The following is a 19,685-nucleotide window of genomic DNA, read 5'->3' as shown; positions in this document are numbered from 1 at the left end:
CAGTATTCCACCTTCTGAAACGGTGCATTATGAAAGTCAAACGATCGATTCAACGCTATCTCGCCGCCTGGAAACGCTACGGTTGGGCAGGATTAACAGGGTTTGCCTGCATTATGGCCGTTGCAGGTGGAATTGCAGCAACACGACCGGATGTGCAGACGCTGTATGTCGCACAAAAATTGCTGCTCGATCGATCGGTCTCGGTAGCCGAGCCTGCTACCCGTGAGGCCGAAGCATCGGATGAGGACACACCCGAGCCAACTCCTGAATCGCCAGAGCTGACTGATACGCTGCTCGATCGAATGGCGACGGGGCTACAGGTGAATCGCTATTCGCTCTCGCCGCAAACGATTCGGCAAAATTTAACGCTGCGGCCAGTTTCCGAAGCGGGCGATCGCTGGACGGTGCAGTTTCAAGATGCCGATGCCAATCGATCGGAGGCGGTCGTGGTGGCGTTTACCGAAGCGATCGCTGAGCAAGACTTGACCGAGCAGCGGCAGGAGTTGGAGTCAGCAGTGCAACTGCTAGAGCAGCGGCGCGATCGACTGCGGGACGATTTGCGGGTGGCGGAAGAGAAACTAAGGGAATTTAGCCGCCGCGAAAAACCTGCGATTCAGCAAGCCGTTGATGGCAGTTTGGTTTCGGCGATCACGACGATTCAGCAGCAGCAGCGCGAACTCGATCGGGCGCTAGAAGGCACTGAGGCGGAGATGACAAGTTTGCAAAATCAGCTTCAGATGAATCCTGAGCAGGCGTATCTGGCAGCAGCAATTAGCGCCGATGCAACCGTCACGACGCTCGCGACCAAAGTGGATGAATTAGCGTTGCAGCAGCAAGAACAAGAGCGTGAATTGCAGCCGCGCCATCCTGAAATGGTTGCCTTGCAGCACCAGCAATCGCTCTATGAAACTCGCTTACAGCAGCGGATTCAAGAAATTGTCGGGCATGGCCGCGCCATTCCAATGAGTCAATCAACCATGCAACATTGGCGGGCGCTCAACCTCGATCAGGCGCGGCAAGAACTCGCGAATCGACTCGTCGGCTTGAAAGCTCAGCGCGATCGCCTGACGCGCGAACTCACAATTTTAGGGCGATCGGAACCGGAACTGCGACGAAACTACAGCGACGGCACAGCGCTGAGGCTGGAACTGGAAAAGCTGACGAACGACGTTGCTCGCAACCGTGAAGCCTTTGAGCAAGTAGAAAAGGATTTGGCGGCGGCAACATTGCAGCAGGCCGAAACGAAAAGCAACTGGGTCAGTGAAGGTGCACCGCAAGTCAAAGCCATCACAAATTGGCTCTGGAGCCGTCCATTTATTCTGTTGTTGGGCGGCGGGCTAGGACTGCTCGTCGCTGGAGCAACTGTGCTGCTGATTGATTTAGCGCTTGACCGAATTTTCATGCCTGAAGAGGTCGAAACTATTCTGCAAAAGCGCGTTCCGCTGCTGGGAATTTTGCCTTCAGTTCGTAACCGCAAAAGCTCAGTTCCGATTTCGATTGAGGCCAATTCATTCGTCTTGGAATCATACGAGTTGTTTTACAGATGCATCTTTAATCAAAACCAAGATCGATCGCCCAAAGTTGTGATGCTATCCAGTATTCGACAAGGTGAAGGAAAAACAGTGAGCGCTTGCAATTTGGCGATCGCGGCTGCTAGAGCAGGCAAAAAAACGCTGCTCATTCAAACCGATTCGCATACTCCTCAGACAAATGCATTAGGAATTGACGCGCATCCAGACAAAATGGTGTCCATGTCAGATGAAGTATCTGTACTTGAACAGATTCAATCCGTCTCTCAAATTAGCAATCTGTTTGTTTTGCCGAATTTCAGCGCTGCAAAGCCAGCAGCTGAAATAGAGTTTGCAGATCAGTATTTATTCAAGCAGATACGCGAGGATTTTGATTTTGTCGTTCTTGACGCGAACACATTGTATTTCAGCGATGTTTTGCGAATGGAATCGTTTACAGATGGATTGGTTCTCGTTACTCGGCTAGGCTACAGCGAACGTAAAAAACTAGAGATTGTGATTGAAAAAATAGCAGAATCTAAGTCTGTCAAGCTTTTAGGAATCGTGGTGAATGACGTTGCCAACCCAGCAAAATACGCTCCTTTGGTGTCGCTGTGATGATGAATGATCTACTTCTCGATCGATATAAAATTAACAGTTTGTTAAATGCCGGATCATTCAGTACAATCTATCTGGCTCAGGCTTTAACGCTTGCTGAAAAGCCTACTTGCATTCTGAAGCAATTTAAGCCACAAAGCGATGATCTTACGCTGCTCAAAGTTGCGAAAGAGCTATTCGAGCGAGAAGCAAAAGTGCTTCGGCAAATCGGCCATCATCCCCAGATTCCCCAGATTCTTGACTACTTTGAAGCAGATGGAGTTCTATACCTGGTACAAGAATACATTGAAGGAGAAACGCTAAGAGAGTTTCAACATCATAGTTTGTGGAACGAACAACAAATCGTTAAGTTTCTCCGCTTGATGCTGCCAGTTCTAGCATTTATCCATCAGCAAGGAATTATTCATCGAGATATCAAACCTGAAAACGTTATCTTGCGATCGACTGATCAAAAACCATTTTTAATTGACTTTGGCGCAGTGAAATTGCGATCGCAACCTACTCAAACACACACATCACCTACCATTATTCACAGCTACGGCTACACACCTCCAGAACAGCTTGCAGGCCATGCTGAAGAGAACAGCGATCTTTATGCTCTAGGAATGACCTGTATTGAAATGCTGCTAGGTGAAAAACCTGTATCCTTTGCTCAAGGCAGTGAAGATGGTAAGAGGGCAATCCAGAAGCTAGAGGAATTAGCAATCAGTGATGAGCTTCGATCGCTTTTGAATCAACTCGTGTATGTTGATGTTCGGCAGCGGTATCAAAGTGCAAATGCAGCTATAGCCGATCTGAACCAACTTAAAATTAATCACGAGTCTGTTCGATCGAACGGGTACACTCCTACACTGATTAGCTGTTTTGATGCAGATTCCGCAAATCTGAAGTATACACCTACTCAGTTGAGCCTCGACTCAGTATTGAAACAACCCATAGGAGACAAAACACAAAATCTTGGACGGAGCGCAGCGAATTCACGGCGTCAATCTGTCCAGCCACAGCTTTTGCAGATTGACCCAAAAGAGCTAGGGCGTGAACTAACTCAATGCTTGAATCATAAAAATCCAGAGTCTCAAATCCGAGATGCAGCAGCAGTTGTCAAAGCAACACTTGTAAAATATTCGGCAGCTTTATTATTGAGTACTTTTTGTGTTGCGATCGGTTCTGTTTCGCTTTACTTTTTTTACTTTAAGGCTAGCTCAACTCAATCCGCAACTCCTCTTTCTACCGCATCAATTCAGGAAGCTCAAACTCTACTGAAATTTCAAGCAGTAGCACAGTTACAAAGCGACACGTCATTAATCCAATTCTTAAAGTTCACCGCACAGGGACAAAGCTTAATCTCTGCAAGTGAATTAGGCTTAATACAACTCTATGATTTGCAAACTCAAACCGCTCAACAATTAGTTAAAACCTCAAGCGAGGTTTTAGCTGTTGCCCATAGTCAGCAAGAGATACTAGCTTTTGCAACTGCCGATCGATCGATTGAAATTTGGAATCCCAAAACGAAGCAGCGAGTTCAACGAACCACAACCGAACAATTAGTTTGGTCGCTAGCAGTAGGAGGCGATCGGTCAAGTTTAGTCACAGGAGGACTAAATACTTTACAGCGGTGGAACGCATTTCCGACAGAGCTAAAGCTAGCTGAAACATTTGAACTTGCTCCTGAGAAAACTGAACCTGTTCGATCAATAACGCTTAGTACAGATGGCTCAATTTTAGCAGCGGGCAATGCTACTGGTGAACTCAAAGTAGTGCATTTTGAGTTCGATCGAACTCAACTTTTTCATGCCCATACCAAAGCAATCAATGCTGCTGTGATGAATGCCAGCGAAACGATACTTTTAACGGGTAGTGATGATGATACAATTCGCGTCTGGAATTTGCATACGCTTCAAGAATATGAACGACCTGTCATTCAAGCGGAATTAGGCAGAGTGACGGCGATCGCCCCTCATCCCAATAGTAATATCGTTGCTGCGGGTGGAATTTATGGCGCGGTTAAACTGTGGAATTGGCAGACAGGTCAGTTAATTGGAGTACTTTCTAACTCCACTGCTGAAATTACGGCTTTAGCCTTTAGCCCTGATGGAAATCGACTGGCTGTAGGTACTCGCGACGGCAAAACAACAATTTTCTCTATTATCAAATAGCGGAAACTCTACTTCTGACGATCGACATGCTATCCAAATCCAAACTACTCAATCATATTCAGGAATTGCAACAGCTAATTGCTGATAATTCGCTGCAATCAGTTCAAAACGCGATCCACCACCTTAAGCAAATTAGAAGCAACCTAGAATTCGACAAGCTGAATGTCTACGTTCTCAGTGCAGATGTCGCGTTAGCAGAATCTTTTCGGCAGCGTTTCAACTCTTATCCGGCTCTGGACAGCATTTATCAACTTCAAGTACAGGAATTAACGAAATCAGAAGTAGGAGAACTGAAAGCTACCTCTTCAGCTTTTCTAATCCTGCAAGAGCAACCAGAGACAACGCGACACTATGCACTCTCAACAAAGCCAATCTTAACGGTTGGGCGGCAACCAGGCTGCGATTTTCATATTCCTGATCACTACATACGGGTCAGTGGTCAACATTTGGAAATACATTTTTGTTCGGGAAGCGATCGAACTTCTGCTCATGAATGGCACGTTAGAAATAGTGATTGCTGTCGCAATGGAACCTACATTAATGGAGAGCGTCTAACCGAGACTCGCATTCTCAAATCAGGCGATCGAGTGGTTTTAGGCGATCGATATCCTGGTGCTCAAAGTCCAGAATTGCTGTTTGAGCATTCGATCGCTTTAGAGAAGATTGAATCTGAAAGTCTCTCACTTGAATACTTCAAGGGATGTATTGTTTTTCTGGTTACTGATTCTAAAGAATTGTCAGCGGAAGAAATAGCGGTTTTAGAGCTAGCTTGTTCTGCTCCACCTACCCATGTTTTTCTAGTTACTTTTCCTGAGCAGACGATCGAAGCAGTCAGTGAATTGCAGCAGTCAAGCACTCCTGTAGAATTAGAGATTTTGTGTCAGCAGATGACATTGCTCAATTCAAAGCAAATTACTGAGCGCAAAATTCAAAATGCTGTACTTCAAACAATCACTTGGATCTCAAGTGTAGAAGAAATGCTGTTGGCTCATCAAGCATCGATCGCCCAGCAGATCGAAGAAACTGAAAAGCAGCGATCGCAAAGCAGAGTGAGAGAGAAGTCGGAAGATAAATCAGCTTTGCTAAAACAAATTTTTGAGCAGCGATCGAGCTTAAGTGAAATAGTAGATGCTGCCCTTGAACAGTCCAAACAAGATTTGCTGGACGATTCTTTAGTCAGCAGTATTCTACATAGACTTTCTGATGTGATTGACAACATGGAAGCACAAGTTATTAAGCATGAGAATAAGAAGTTTTTGAAGCTAGCGGTAAAAAACTGTGAATGCAATGTCAACGATTATTTGATGCAGTTTTGTGAGGAAGAATTGCTCGATTGGGCTGAAGCCGAATGGGAAAGGATCTGCTGGCAGTATGGCAACGGTGGAGTTGAAGGCTTGATTGCTCGATCGCAAACTTTACTAGAGTCAACATCTAAAACTAGCGGTCAGTATTTTGCTCCATCGATTTGTCAAAAGATCGACATGCAGTCGGTGTTTCGCGTGTCTCTAAGAAAAGTGCTCGATCGAGTCGAGTATCATCCTACATCTATTTTGAGTTTTTCAATCAAGAAAATTCGCAGTTCTGTGTTCCAAGTTATGAGCATTTTATTTTTGTTAAGCTTTTTGGGATTAAGTAGAGGCAGCTTTATCAGAAGCGTGAACAAGCAGATTACTAGCTCTAATCTTTTGATTTTTCTAGCGCTAGGGGTGATTTTCTGGCTGCTTTGCAAACTTTATAAAAGCTATCAAAATGACAAAAAAGCTGAGATACATAAAACGTCAGATAAAATTAGGCTCGACCTAAAGTCCTACTATCAAAAAACAGTTAAATCTCGTTTTGCTGAGAAGCTAGCAAGAATCTTAAAAGCTACTTTCAAAGAGGAAATGAACCGCTTTGAACGAGAGCTGAGACTCTACCTTGAAGCAGCAGAAAGTCAGGTTAAACAATCGCCTGTCGATCGCTGTAACCCTGAACGCTATAAGGAGTACAAAGAGCAATCAAAAAAATTAGAAGCCAAGCTGAAAAGCCTTTACACCATTCGAGAACGAGTTCAGCGGATGCTAGGAAAATAATAATATGCAGAGAGTACTTTCGATCGCCCCGTCAGCGCTTCATACTCATAACAGTAGTACATCGCAGCTTTTTGATAAAAAATAACGGCTCATGCGTAAAAACGGCAACCTTATTCTGAGAATAATGTGTAGAGGGTAATCTCCACAGCGATGCGACCAGAAGACAAGTTCTGCTAAGCACGATGAATCAACAAGATAACGGTTTTGACCAGCACTCACTCGACGATCGACTCAAACACCTTGCAATGGAAGCCCAGCAGCATCCCCCCAAAAGTCAAGCGCGACAGCGGGCACTGAGCCGACTACTCAATGCAGTTTCGCGATCGAAGCGCCTGAGTCGTCCCCGTCGCAATCAGTTTCAGGAGTTTTATGAAGAGATTTATGCCGAAGCGGTGCAGCGATTATTTGCTTATGTTTGCGAGAAGATCGATTCCTATTCACCCGATCGCGGTGAGGTATTGCAGTGGATGAATTTTCTATTAAATCAGCGGTTTTTTATTGAGGCAAGCCGCGAGATTTTACCTGTAGTGCATCAAGGAGTTGATCCGAGGCGAATTCAACGAGTAACGATCGATGACCTCGATCGCAACAATCCAAGTGAAGTGAATCCACAACTGATTCCTTCTTTGTCTCAAGAAGTTGCAGCCTGTTTAGAAGACGATCCAGAAGGACTGTTTCAAGCTGCTTGCGTTGCAAATTCTCCGAACGCCAACTTTCAGGTGTTAGCACTTAGACGCATGGCGGGCTACTCTTGGCAGGAAATTGCTTCAGAGCTAAACATGAACGCTCAAACTTTGAGTAGCTTCTACCAGCGCAGCTTGACCAAATTTACGCCTAAATTTAAGGAATACCTGCTGTAGCCAATGCGATTTGAAGAGATATAAGCGATATGAACAAAGATTACTTTACAGAGCATTCAACTTTCACTATGCCGATTCCTCTCAAAGCGCATCAGATGGCGCAGCAGTTTCGACAGCAACAGTCTGATACGAAGAAAGCCAAGCAGGTTTATCTCAATACCTTAGCTGTTTATGCAGTTAGTCAGTATCTGAAATGGTTGGGAATTGAAATTGAACTAGAGGCGAGCGATAGCTGGAATGCGATCGCCCACACGCTAGCAGATGTTGCTGATTTGCAAATTGCTCACAAAGGTAAGTTAGAGTGTCGTCCCGTTTTACCTCATCAAACGATTTGCTATGTTCCAAGAGAAGTTTGGAAAGAGCGAATTGGCTTTATTGCGGTACAGTTAGATGCTGATTTGCAAGAAGCAATCTTATTAGGATTTGCCTCGACCGTTACGACTGAAGAACTATCTTTCGATCAGCTTCGATCGCTCGATGATCTCGTTGATTATCTGGGCACGATCGAACCTGCAAAGCCTGCGGCGATCGCTCAGCTTGGGCAGTGGCTTCAGGGGGCGGTGGAAGCAGGCTGGTCTACGATCGATCAACTGTTGAGAGAGCCGCTTTTGAGCTTTAGAAGTTCGGTCGAGTCGGCTACCCCGACGTTACGCGCCAAGTCGATCGGATTGAATGGAGCGCAAATTGTCCTAGTAATTGGCGTTTTGGCGATCGCAGAAGCAGAGGTTGATGTCTGGGTGCGGATTTGCTCGGAAGACAGCACCGCTCAGCTTCCAAGCGAGCTAGAGTTGGCGATTTTAGATGCGGCAGGAGCTTCAGTAATGCAGGCACAAGCTCGCAGCACCGAAATGATTCAGCTTAAATTTAGTGCCGTTTGGGGAGAGCAATTTAGCATTAAGATTGCCCTTAATGATGCCAGCGTGACTGAGGCGTTTGTGGTCTGACGCGATCGCTCAATCCTCTTTGCATCCGAGGCTGTTGCAATGCTGATGCTTGGGAAATTAATTATTCTGAAATTTGAGGGTGATTTTGAGCAGGGATTTCGCGTCAGCCTGGAAGTGAGTCAGGAAGGCGATCGCCCTTTTCTCGAAGCGAGCGGTGCACTGCCCGCCAATCCTGAACTGGTTACACGGCTACATCATTGGCAGCAGTCTTATCGATCGCTGGATGTCGCCAGCCGCATTAAGCCGAAAGAAATTTTCTATGGCGGCTCGATTCAGCAGATGGAATGTCGTCGCTGGGCGCAAGAGTTGGGGCAGAGTTTGACGCGCTGGCTCGCTTCCGATGCGTTTGCGGCGATCGACAAACGCCTGCGCGAAGCGTTGAGTTTGAATGAACCAATTCGCATTTTGATTCGCACCGAAGATCGCAACCTGCGGCATCTGCCTTGGCATCTTTGGGATCTGCTCGATCGCTACACGCAGGCAGAAGTCGGATTTTGCGCGTCGATCGCTCAGCGGATCGAAGTTCACGATCGACGAAAAGGAAAAGTGCGAATTTTGGCGATTTTGGGCAACAGCAGAGGCATCGACATTCAGGCCGATCGCCAGCTACTCGCCAGCCTGCCAGATGCCGCTGTGCAGTTTTTGGTGGAACCGCAACGGCACGAGATCAACGATCGCCTGTGGAATCAGCCTTGGGACATTCTTTTCTTTGCCGGACACAGCGAAACGAACGCGCAACAGGGGCGCATCTTCATCAACGATCGCGAAAGCCTGACGCTCGATGAATTGCGCTATGGGCTGAGGCAGGCGATCGCGCAGGGGTTGCGGCTGGCAATTTTCAATTCCTGTGATGGCTTGGGGCTGGTCAGTCAGCTAGAGCAAGTCCATTTGCCGTGCGCGATCGCAATGCGCGAACCTGTGCCCGATCGAATTGCCCAGGAATTTCTCAAGCAGTTTTTGATTGCGTTTGCGGCTGGCGATTCGCTGTATCTGGCAGTGCGGCGATCGCGAGAACGCTTGCAGGGCTGGGAAGGCAATTTTCCCTGCGCCAGTTGGCTTCCCGTGATTTGTCAGAACGCTTCTGAGTCGCCGTCTACCTGGCAAAGCTTGCGCGGCGCGACACTCCGGCGTCAGTCCGATCGCGACATCTGGAAGCGGGTGAAAGTGCTGCTGCTGATCGCCGCCTTGGTGACAAGCTTGATTGTGGGAGTGCGATCGATCGGCTGGCTGCAACGCTTTGAGCTACGGGCGTTCGACCAACTGGTGCAGCGGCGTTTGGCTGAACCGCCAGACGATCGCATTTTGATTGTCAGCGTCAGCGAAGCCGATATTCAATATCAAGACCAGATGGGAATGGCGCGACGGGGATCACTGAGCGATCGCGCCTTGCTGCAAGTCATTCAGCGATTACAGCCGTATCAACCAAGGGCGATCGGACTGGATATTTATCACGATTTTCCCTTCGAGCCAGAATTGGCACAGGCACTCAAGGAAACGCCCGGATTCGTTGCCATTTGCAAAGTGAGTGCCAGCGAAGACAATCCCAGCATTGCCCCGCCGCCCGGAATTGCGCCAGCGATCGGGTTTAGCGATGCCGTAACCGACTTTGACGGCGTGATGCGGCGGCAGCTTTTGGGCATGACGGCGAGTGAAGCTTGTCCGACCAGCTTATCGCTCAGTTTGCAGATGGCCTTGAGCTTTTTAGCGTCAGAGAATATTGCTCCGCCTCAGCGCAATCCGGCAGGTGAAGTGGTGATTGGAGATGTGCGATTTCCTCGGCTGGCGCATCATTCTGGCGGCTACCAGCTTGCGCCTACTGAAGCCAACGGCTACCAGATTTTGCTCAACTACCGTTCGGCTGCGCCGCCTCAAATCTCCCTGCGCGATTTGCTGGGCGATGCGTCAGACAGTCAGCTTGCCGATCGAGTGCGCGATCGCCTCATTCTCATCGGTGTGACTGCCGACAACAACGATGTACACGCCACGCCCTATCGATCTTCTGCCGCTCGACGGACAGCGGGCGTGATCATCCACGCGCAAATGATTAGCCAAATCATCAGCGCGGTTCTCGATCGCCGTCCGCTCTTGTGGTGGTGGCCGGAGTGGGCGGAATGTCTGTGGATTGGCATCTGGGCGATCGCGGGTGGCATGGTTGCGCTCGGCTGGCAGTGGCTGGCTCCGGCTCGATCGTGGCGGCTGTGGCTGGCCGTAGTGGTGGGTCTTGGTGCGCTGTATGGGTGCTGCGCTCTGGTGCTGCTGCGCGGCGGCTGGATACCCATCGTTCCGGCTGCGATCGCTTTTCTCGTGACGGCGGCAGGCTTGGCAATTGGGTCATCTACAAATAGGAGTCATCATGAATCGACGGTTCGTTAGTTTCAGCTACTTGGGGTTGGTGTTGGCGATCGCGCTGCTTGGAGGGCGATCGAGCTTGGCGTTGGATTCATCTGGCTACACCAAAAGCCTGACGTTTAGCGATACAGGGCAGCCGACGAGTCCAACGACTCCACCTTCTTCTCTGGCAACACGCGGATGCTTGCAGGAGTTGCTGGCGGTGTCTCCCAAGCCAACTGAAATTGCCGCACAGCCCGAAGCCTGTGCGCTACCGGGTGAAGAGACTCCAACGCGAACCGTCAGCGAATTTCCGACCTTCTGGTTTTATGTGCCCGATCAAGGAGGACAGGTTTCCGCAGAACTGACCTTATTTGATCCGCAAGGTCAACCGCTGCGGCAGCAAATTGTTTTGAGCGGCGAGGCGGGAATTGTTGGAATTCGCCTAGCGCAGCCGATCGAGGTCGATCGAGATTACACTTGGCGATTTCGCATCAACGAAACTCCCGGTGAAGCCAGCATGAATCCGTTTGTGCGAGGAACGGTGCGCCGAATTTCGCTTGATCCAGCCTTGGCCGCGCAGCTAGAAGCCGCCTCTGCCCAAGAGCAAATTGCCCTTTATGCAGCCAACGGCATTTGGCAAGAAACGCTGACGGCACTCATTCAACTGCGGCAAACTCAGCCGAATCATGCTCAACTGCAAACGGACTGGTCAAGCTTGCTCGATTCTGTCAATCTCGGATCGATCGCCAACGCGCCCATTCTCGACTGCTGCACCTCACAACCAGTTGCCGACTAACACAAAAGCCGCCCAATAGTAAGGAGATTGGCGATCGGGATCAGACAGCAGCGCTAGCTGCGATCGACGCAACGCTTCGGCACGACTGAGGGTCGATCGCTCTTCAGCCAAAAACTGGTAAAACTGCTGCATCAGTTCGGCAGTCGCCTCGTCGTTAATCGACCAGAGTGAAGCGATCGTGCTGCGTGCGCCCGATCGCACGGCCACACCTGCCAGCCCCAAAGCCGCGCGATCGTCGCCCGTTGCCGTTTGGCAGGCGCTTAAAACTAAAAGTTCGATCGGGTCTGTTGTGCCTTCGTCGCGGCTGCGAAGAATATTGCTGAGATTGTCAATGTTGAGCCGCTGATCCCAAGTCAAGATGAACGTGTCGCGCAAGACAGAGCTGAAGCTGCCGTGCGTCGCCAGATGCACGATCGAAGCGGGTGAAGTGAGCATCACATCGCGAAAGGCCGCACTGGTGAACTGCTGATTGAGCCGAATTTGAGCGGGAATTTCCGCTTTGATTTCTTCAAGTTCAGCAGGAACGTAAGCGAGTGGCGTAAAACCAAGTCGCGCTTCAGACAAACCAAAGCCGATCGCATCCAGCCGAGCCTGTAGCGGCTGCGCTTGCAGCAGTTGCAGTCCGGGCGTCAGCGCGATCGCATAATCTTCAATCAAATAGTGCTGACCGTCATGCAGAGCGGCCATTGGAATGTTGCGGAGCGCTCCATCCAACACAAAAACCAAGGTCTGCACCGAAGAATCGTGCAAAACTGCGTGAAACGGGCGAATCAGCCAGTCATACGCCTGCTGTGCCAAAGCTAACCTTTCTGGCAAAATCGCGTCTTCATTCTGCAACGCTTCGCGCAACGATCGCACCGTTGCATTTAGTTCGCGAGTTGCGATCGCTTGCGTGTAAAGGTAAAGCTGATCGGAGTGCAGCGGATTGAGAATGACGCTCAAGCGATCGGGCAGCAAAATCGTGTAGACGATCGCCGTCTCAGAATCGATTTGATCTCGATCGATCGCCACCGTGCGGCTGAGATTGCAGCGCAAGAAATTCTCCAGTTCGCTCACTTGCAAGCCTTCGATCGTCTCGACGGTCAGCTTCAGATTCGCCTGAGTCGGATTGGCTAACAGCAGTGCCGCTAGCTCACGATAGACTGGCTCCACATCCGATCGAAACGACAACTGCACCTCGGCATCAAGCGCCAGCAGATTACTCCGCACAACTTCCAGCGTTTCGATCGCCGCTTGGTAGTAGGCGATCGCGCGATCGGGTTCTCCCTGCGCGGCATACAGCCGTCCTAGCTGCCACTGCCAGCGATAGGCTAGATCCCAAGCTTGCTGCGCCTGCGCGATGTTCAAGGCCTGCTCGGTCTGCTGCTGCGCCTGCTGCACATTTGCGGCCTCGCCAGTCTGTTCATAAAAGCGGCCTAAACTGCCCAAGGCGGCAGAAATCGATCGCGGATCACCCAGTTCTTGCGCTTGTTGAACCGCAGTCCTCAGCAGTTGCAGTTGTTCTGTCGCAGTCGTTGGCTGCTGGACTTGCAGCAGTTGAGCTATCTGAAGTCGCGCCGCGATCGCCGCTTGACTGACGGGAAGCTGATTGAGCGCATCGCCGCCGTACAAAGCATTCAGCAGCGGTTGAATTTGAAGCTGTAGCGTTTCTGCATCCGAGGCCGCATCGATCGATCGATACCACTGCTGCAAGTCCAGCAGCAAACTAAGCTGCCGCAGTTGCACCTGAATTTGCTGTAGCTCAGTTTGAGCAGCATCGATCGCCTGCTGATAGTAGCTCAACGCTTGTTCTGCACGCGCTTTAACCGCATTGCGATTTTCATTCGATCGAAATCGATCGGCTTCATTTTTGGCCTGCTCGTACAGCGATCGATCGGTTTCTCCTAAGCTCAGCAGCGTTGCAGCGTTTACTTGCAGGCTCAAACTGCGCTCTAAAACCTGCTTGGACTGCTCGAAATATCCGACCAGTCGCAGCACATTTCCCAAATTGCGAAAGCCCAACGCTTGCACTTGCAAGTCAGGCTGAGCTTGCAACCGATTTAAGATGAATTCGAGGTTTGCAAAGTCAGCGCGATCGCAACTGCTGGAAATCTCCAAAGCCTCCAGCAAAGTGACACAGGCACGACGCGACAAACCGATTGCCTCTAGTGCTTGCGCCTGATTGATCAAGCTGCCCGTTACGCCAACGCGATCGCTGCGCTGCTGATAAACTGCGGTGGCCTGCTGCCAAGTTGCCAGCGCCGTCTCTGATTGTCCTAACGAAAACTCCAAGCGTCCGCGAATGTTGAGCGCCTGCGCCAGAATTTGCGATCGCTCATCTTGACTGTCAGTGTTTTCTAGAAGATCAAAACAGTGATCGATCGCCGCTTGTGCTTGCGGCCACTGTCCAAGCTGCTGATAGGCGAGTGAGAGATACGCCAACGTCTGCGCTTGGGCGAGGCGATCGCCTTGCTGCTCATAGGTTTGTTCGGCCTGCTGCCAGCGATTCACCGCCTGATCAAACTGTCGATCGCTGTAAAAAGTTCTGCCCTGCTCAGTCAGCCGATCGGCTGGTGTCGAGGCAAATGCAGCAATCGAAATCGAACTGAGGCCGATCGCCCAGATCAAGCCCAGCAAAAACAGCACAACCCAACGAAAATCGCATCGCCAGCGCATCAATCGAATCACCGCTTTCTCCTAACTTATGGCGTTGGGCAGGCGATCGGCACGGGTGCGGGCGACTGTGGTGTGGGTGCGGGCGCTTGAGCCACGAGCAGCACTTCGCCATTCTCACCGATCACCCAGCCTTGCGACTCCACGATCGACTCCACAGGGGCAGGCACAGGCGCGGAATTGGAGGCGGAATCGATCGAGCTGGCATTGGCATCTGGCGGACGCAAATCTTCCCATAGATCGCCGCTCTCCGATGGATCTGAGGCGGGCAATCCGGCACTGCCCGTCACGACAAATTCACTTTGCGACTCGTCGCCCCTTGCCTCGCAGCCTTGGGCAATTTCAGTCCGCAAAAAATCAACAGGCACATCCTGCAAGTCTTGTTCTTGCGTCTCGATAACGACAACTCCGGGTCTACCCGACTCTGAATCAGCCGTAAAATCGCTCTCTGGCGTCGGATCGCCGCGCAAGAGTTCTCGAAAGCCAAATACCCCTGCTGCTCTGGCAGTTGCTCTGCCGCCATCGCCGTCCTCCGCCACCGCCAAAATATCGCTGTTCTCCGACAGCACCGCTAGCACGAAGCCATCAGGAGTCACAATCGTAACGTTGCCGCCGTTTGCGTCTTGCCGTGCCGAAGCTGAGATCAAGCTGCTATCACGCATCAGCACTGATTCTTCAACATTCAGACGAATGTTGCCGCCCTGATTCGATCGCGTTTCAGCAGTGAGACTTCCTGCGTTTTGCAGAAAAATTGAGTCTGCTGTAACGACTAAGTTTCCGGGATTGCCGTTTCCGGTGTCACCACTGCTGACGGTGATCAATCCTCCGTCTTGAGCGATCAACTGTCCAGTTTCAATGTTGATGCCTCTCGCATTGCCTTCGCCGCTGGTGTCGAACGCCAAGCGACTATCTTGTCCTGCAACTGTAACTGATTCATCAGCATCTACTCGTAGAATTCCGCCATCTCCAGTTGCAGAAGCACTTGCAGAAACAGAGGCTCCATCTTGAACGATTAATCGCCCAGTTTGAATTTCAACTCCTCTTGCATTCCCTTCACTGTCAGAGTTGAAATCTAACTGACTTCCAGCTCCTTGCACGGACACAAAAAGCGGGGCATCCACAAAGATAAATCCACCTCTTCCACCTCCACTTGTATTCCCAATAATCTGCCCGCCACTATTGATCAATAATCGCGGTGTATTGACTCTTAAAACACCAGCATTGCCTGCATTAGAAGTACTAAAATTGAGCTGGCTTGGTTCACTGCCGTTTTGACCGCTCACTTCAACTCGATCGCTCGCATTGACAACTAGATTACCTGCTCGAAAACGACCGCTTGTTGCAGTCGTAATTCTTGAACCACTCTGCACAATCAATCGGTCAGTATTAATTTCAATGTCTCCTCCTCTTCCTCCTCCTCTTTCCAGCGTCCTTGTTTGAATTGCAGCACCGTCTGTGAGTTCAACCAGCCTTGTGTTTGATCGATCGAGAACTACAATTCTGCCACCACGACCCACACCATTATTGAGAACCTGACTATTCAGGCTAGTCGGAAATCCATTACTACCGATGCCGCTAAGTCGAATGCTATCTTGCACATTCAAGAAGATACTGCCCGCGTTGCCATTGCTAGTTGTTGTCACCGTCATTTCAGCACCTTCAATCATTCGCAAACGATCGGTATTGACGAAAATATTGCCACCGTCGCCTCTAGCCCCGGATTCAACACGACTTGAAGCCGTACTCGCAAATCCAAAGCTGTCTTCGCCCTCCAAAAGCACTTGATCGGGAGCAGTAATTGTGAGGTTGCCTGCCCCACCTTCACCAAAAGTGCTGGCAACCAAAGCGGCTCCTCCATCAACTACAATTTGGGGTGCTGTAATTTCAATGTTGCCGCCTTGACCTTCACCGCCCGGAAACAGTGAAGTATTGATTGCACTAGCAAATCTTTCAGGAGAGCCATCAGGAAGGAGCCTTTGAAGTTGGCTGACCGGAATTAATTCGGCTTCTCTTGTATTGCCAGTCGGCAAACTACCGCCAGACACTTCAATGCGACGAGCGGCATTAATAGTAATATCCCCGGCAGTACCTCCTGAAGCAACCGTATTCAGTTGAGAACCGCTTTCAAGCAACAGCAAACCAGCATTAATATTGATATCACCACCTTCACCAAATGCTTCAGAAAAAATTCGATTGCTGATGAAACTATTGTCGCTCAGGCGAACTTCTCCCAATGCATTTACCTCAATGTTTCCAGCACGAAAACCAGTCGGTGCTGAATCTAAAATTCCAGCAATCAATCCGCTCGTTTCTGTGAGGGTGAAATTTTGGGCGTCGATCGAAATCCCTCCGCTGTTTTCAGCCCGAACACTGACGAAAGCGCCATTCGCGAGCGTGATATCTGCGCGATCGATGTTGGCCGCGATCGATCGTAACCGCACTTGATTTTCAAAAAAACTTAGCGTTCCGGCTCCACCGACTCCAGCTAAATCAACTTGTCCGCCTGGTGCAAGCAAATTACCACTATCAAGCCGAATGCTGCCGCCTGCTAAAATTAAATTTTCTCCTGGATCAACTTCTAATGATCCTTCAACCCGAATGTTTGCTGGTTGTTGTGCTCCATACTGCAAACCAATTGGCACACTAATTGTGATTGGAGGCAATGGTGCTTGTGGATCAGCGCTGAAATCTCCCTGATCGAATTGGATTCGATCGGCACTGCTGGCAACAAAAGAACCTCGCAGATCGAGGCGAGCATTGGGGCCAAAAACGATGCCCCTAGGGTTCAACAAAAATAGGTTGGCGTCGCCTAATACGCCTAACGTGCCGTCAATTTGCGATCGCTCTCCTGTGACACGAGCCAGAATGTTTTCAATGCCACCACCGGGATCAACAAAGTAAGCCGATCGCCCTTCACCGATATTGAATTGCTCAAAGCTATGCAGTAGGTTTGCACCATGTCTTGCTCCGCCCTCAATTCGATCGCGCAACTCTCCTTCTGGTATGACGATCGAGCTTGCACTGCCCAGGCTTATGTCAGCATCGGGGCGGTTTTGGGCAAGCGCAGCATCAGTAGAGAAGGCGATCGCTCCACTAGCAAGCAAGCAGGCAGACCACAGCTTCCAACTTCCACTCATCTGCATTCCCCTGATCGAAATTTTGAGCGACTACACCTTTCATGACAAACTCGAATAGCTGCCAGCATATCGCATCTCGCTGAGATCGAAATGTAGTTTGTGTAGCATTGATGGTGCGATCGAGCGGATAACTCTAGCGCTCATTCTCAACCTGTTTGGCAAATTCTAACCGTGTATTTTTATGAAGAACACGCTGCATCAAGTTTGCCAATCTGAGCAATTGCAGGGAATCCATCGAATTTTTTTTCCCTGCTCCTGAATCACTAGGGGCAGGGTTTGTTTTGTAGGAAGTGCGATCGAGACAGAGAGGGCATTACAGACATTTTTATTGCGATTTTGTTGCGCTCGTCCTTCCCCTTCTCGAAAAAAATCCAAAAAAGTTGTAGTACCCCCTTGACGCTATGTAGCATATTGTATTACGCTTGTAGCATGAGATGAGAAAGGAGCAATCCAATGAACGACTCACTGAACGATCGCTGCCATGCTTGAATCTTCAACTAAAGACTTCATTCTTAACGGCTGATCTTCTTGGTGCTTCTATGCCTTGGCAAGAAAAGCCATTGAGTTCCAAAAAGCTATCTGAATCGCAGTAGGTTCGATCGCTACGCAATCTTAAAACTATTTTCTGGAAGAGCGATTTCCTTAATTTCTGCTCACTCCACAGCAATGACTGAACCTTGACAACTAAATTGCCATTTGATGTTGATGCGTTCAATGCGTTAATTGTTCACCTTTTGAATCATCAACCTGACAAAGCCGTGTGGACGACTAGAAAAGTCGCTCTGGTTCTCAGCCAGAGAGAAGCGAGTGCAATTCTCGTCGCGGCTTCCAATTGAGGATGTAGCTCAGACGGACAGAGCATTTGTTTCCGAAACAAATGGTCACAGGTTCAATTCCTGTCATCCTCGCTCGTGGGGACGCGATGGCATCACCTGCTTCTGAAACCAACAAACGGACGGTTGCAGGATGGGGTTCAATTCCCCACGTCTCCAACAACTTCGGGTTGCATTTGTGTTAGCTAAACTCCGCAACTCCTGCACAGATGGTGTAACGGCAGCACAAGGGTCTCCAAAACCTTTGGTTCGGGTTCAAATCCTGGTCTGTGCGTTCTATGGTGTGCCCCAATTCGGAAAGCTTACAAACTGGTAAAAACTGATTTCGATCGGTTCTATAGGTTCAAATCCTATTGTCTGTTCGCAGACTAAAACAGCTTTTCAAACTTGCACACTGTAGAAACTTGAAAGCAGAAATTTCAAAGTTTGGTGCCGTAGGCAAACTGGTAAAGCCGCAAGTCTTTCAAACTTGTGTTTGCGGGTTCGATTCCCGTCGGCACTGCCAACTGGCTCATTTTTAAGCAGAAAAAACTATAGGTCGGCTCGCCTAGTCAGCGTGGGCAACGGTCTGTAAAACCGCCGCACTTTGCGTTGCAGGTGCAACTCCTGCCCGACCTACCAACGGTTCAATTATGGAGAGTAAATCGATCGGGCGATCGACGCTGTTTGCTAAACAGATGGATGAACAATTGTGGTTCGATTCCACTGCTCTCCGCCTAATGAGAACGTGGTGTAACGGAATAACATATCGGTCTACGAAACCGAAGATTGAGAGTTTGAATCTCTCCGTTCTCGCCATTAGGAGGACACCGCTGAATGGTCGGCAACTGGTCTTGAAAACCAGGGTAGTTCTTGGACTAGGGGTTCGATTCCTCTGTCCTCCGCCAAGGGAAGTTGGTGAAGCTGGTGCTCACGTGCCGCTGAAGACGGCGAGACGGCGGTTCGATCCCGTCACTTCCCGCTGAAATATCATAGTCGTGATGACCAAAACACGGTTGCAACTCGATCACTTGTGCCGCTGATATTCACCGCTAGCCGAAAGCCTCAAGGGTTGATAGACTCGTTCTTGCCTTAAGTCTTCTTGCCCTAAGTCTTCCTGCCCTGAGTCAGAGCGATCGCCCATGCCCGTCGTCCTATGAGTGAAGCTGAACGGCTACGCAACTTGGTGGAAGAAACCTGTCGGCATCCTGCGGGCAGCGTCAAGCGACAGCGCGGTCTGACGCAAATTATTCGATCGACCACGCCGAAATTGTGGCGCGACTATTCGCCCTACTATGCCGATGCGCTGCAACAAACCTGGATGTACTTTTGCCAAAACATCTGCGAAGCCAAAACCGGAGCGCAATACGACCCCAACTTTGGCAGCGTTGCCACCTGGCTGAATGCCTACCTGAAGCGGCGGCTGCAAGACGGATTTATTGAACAGCAAAAGCGGGCGACGCAGACGGCGCAGGTGAAGCGATCGCACAGCGAGGAAGAACTCGATCCGGTAGACAATCTCGCAGCAGAACCAGACGCCCCGCCGATTCTGGAAGACGTGAAAGCTTGGGTAGAAGCGGATTTCAGCGGCGAACTGCGGCGAGTTCACATCGAAGGACATCCGACTGTGACAGTTCAACAGTTAATTCTGCGACGGTTGCCGCCAGAAACCAGTTGGAAAGCGTTGGCGGCAGAATTTGGCCTGTCGGTTTCCACACTCAGCAGCTTTTATCAGCGGCAATGTTTGCCCCGCTTGCGTAAATTTGGCGAATCGGAAGGATATCTGTAAAGGAGGTGTT

Annotated in this window: 10 protein-coding genes and 8 tRNA genes; 16 read left to right on the top strand and 2 right to left on the bottom strand. The window is 49.8% G+C overall.

Going from position 1 to position 19,685, the window contains the following annotated elements:
• Positions 1-29 precede the first annotated feature (29 nt).
• The 7 genes from H6F67_RS01750 (at position 30) to H6F67_RS01720 (ending at position 11,285) form a co-directional block, all read left to right on the top strand.
• Entirely contained in the window at positions 30-2,126 is a 2,097-nt protein-coding gene (locus tag H6F67_RS01750; protein WP_190762686.1) for an AAA family ATPase, read from the top strand.
• A complete protein-coding gene (locus tag H6F67_RS01745; protein WP_190762684.1) occupies positions 2,126-4,282 on the top strand; it encodes a serine/threonine-protein kinase in 2,157 nt (718 codons plus the stop codon). The genes H6F67_RS01750 and H6F67_RS01745 overlap by 1 nt, the downstream gene beginning before the upstream one ends.
• A gap of 26 nt (positions 4,283-4,308) precedes the next feature.
• Positions 4,309-6,354, top strand: coding sequence for an FHA domain-containing protein (locus H6F67_RS01740; RefSeq protein WP_190762682.1), 2,046 nt, complete (start codon positions 4,309-4,311; stop codon positions 6,352-6,354).
• A gap of 182 nt (positions 6,355-6,536) precedes the next feature.
• Entirely contained in the window at positions 6,537-7,214 is a 678-nt protein-coding gene (locus tag H6F67_RS01735; RefSeq protein WP_190762680.1) for a sigma-70 region 4 domain-containing protein, read from the top strand.
• Between the two features lie 68 nt (positions 7,215-7,282).
• Positions 7,283-8,158 carry a DUF1822 family protein gene (locus H6F67_RS01730; RefSeq protein WP_190762678.1) on the top strand — a complete coding sequence of 292 codons (876 nt, stop codon included), beginning with the start codon at positions 7,283-7,285 and terminating at the stop codon, positions 8,156-8,158.
• A 39-nt stretch (positions 8,159-8,197) separates the two neighbouring features.
• Complete coding sequence (locus H6F67_RS01725; protein WP_199304192.1) at positions 8,198-10,531, top strand: CHASE2 domain-containing protein; 2,334 nt, start codon at positions 8,198-8,200, stop codon at positions 10,529-10,531.
• Complete coding sequence (locus H6F67_RS01720; RefSeq protein ID WP_190762676.1) at positions 10,512-11,285, top strand: DUF928 domain-containing protein; 774 nt, start codon at positions 10,512-10,514, stop codon at positions 11,283-11,285. The genes H6F67_RS01725 and H6F67_RS01720 overlap by 20 nt, the downstream gene beginning before the upstream one ends.
• Here the strand turns inward: H6F67_RS01720 and H6F67_RS01715 are convergent.
• Entirely contained in the window at positions 11,265-13,952 is a 2,688-nt protein-coding gene (locus tag H6F67_RS01715; protein ID WP_190762674.1) for a CHAT domain-containing protein, read from the bottom strand. The genes H6F67_RS01720 and H6F67_RS01715 overlap by 21 nt on opposite strands.
• 14 nt (positions 13,953-13,966) lie before the next feature.
• Entirely contained in the window at positions 13,967-17,074 is a 3,108-nt protein-coding gene (locus tag H6F67_RS01710) for a filamentous hemagglutinin N-terminal domain-containing protein (RefSeq protein WP_190762672.1), read from the bottom strand.
• A 754-nt stretch (positions 17,075-17,828) separates the two neighbouring features.
• Here H6F67_RS01710 and H6F67_RS01705 point away from each other — a divergent pair.
• The 9 genes from H6F67_RS01705 to H6F67_RS01665 all read left to right on the top strand — a co-directional run bounded on the left by H6F67_RS01705 (position 17,829) and on the right by H6F67_RS01665 (position 19,675).
• Positions 17,829-17,905 (top strand) — tRNA-Glu (locus H6F67_RS01705).
• 3 nt (positions 17,906-17,908) lie between these two features.
• Positions 17,909-17,982, top strand: a tRNA-Arg gene (locus tag H6F67_RS01700).
• 128 nt (positions 17,983-18,110) lie between these two features.
• Positions 18,111-18,181: transfer RNA gene (locus H6F67_RS01695), tRNA-Trp, on the top strand.
• 154 nt (positions 18,182-18,335) lie between these two features.
• Positions 18,336-18,412: transfer RNA gene (locus H6F67_RS01690), tRNA-Glu, on the top strand.
• A gap of 30 nt (positions 18,413-18,442) precedes the next feature.
• Positions 18,443-18,528, top strand: a tRNA-Tyr gene (locus tag H6F67_RS01685).
• A 100-nt stretch (positions 18,529-18,628) separates the two neighbouring features.
• Positions 18,629-18,705 (top strand) — tRNA-Arg (locus H6F67_RS01680).
• Between the two features lie 3 nt (positions 18,706-18,708).
• Positions 18,709-18,794, top strand: a tRNA-OTHER gene (locus tag H6F67_RS01675).
• A gap of 1 nt (position 18,795) precedes the next feature.
• Positions 18,796-18,868: transfer RNA gene (locus H6F67_RS01670), tRNA-Phe, on the top strand.
• Between the two features lie 174 nt (positions 18,869-19,042).
• The gene (locus tag H6F67_RS01665) at positions 19,043-19,675 is read left to right on the top strand and encodes a sigma-70 family RNA polymerase sigma factor (protein ID WP_190762669.1); all 633 of its coding nucleotides are present in this window, start codon (positions 19,043-19,045) and stop codon (positions 19,673-19,675) included.
• The last annotated feature ends 10 nt before the right edge of the window (positions 19,676-19,685 follow it).

Origin of the sequence: Microcoleus sp. FACHB-1515, from assembly GCF_014696105.1 — a bacterium.
In the GTDB taxonomy this organism is placed as follows: Bacteria; Cyanobacteriota; Cyanobacteriia; order Elainellales; family Elainellaceae; genus JAAUTJ01.
This window is presented reverse-complemented; position numbering and strand designations above follow the sequence as displayed.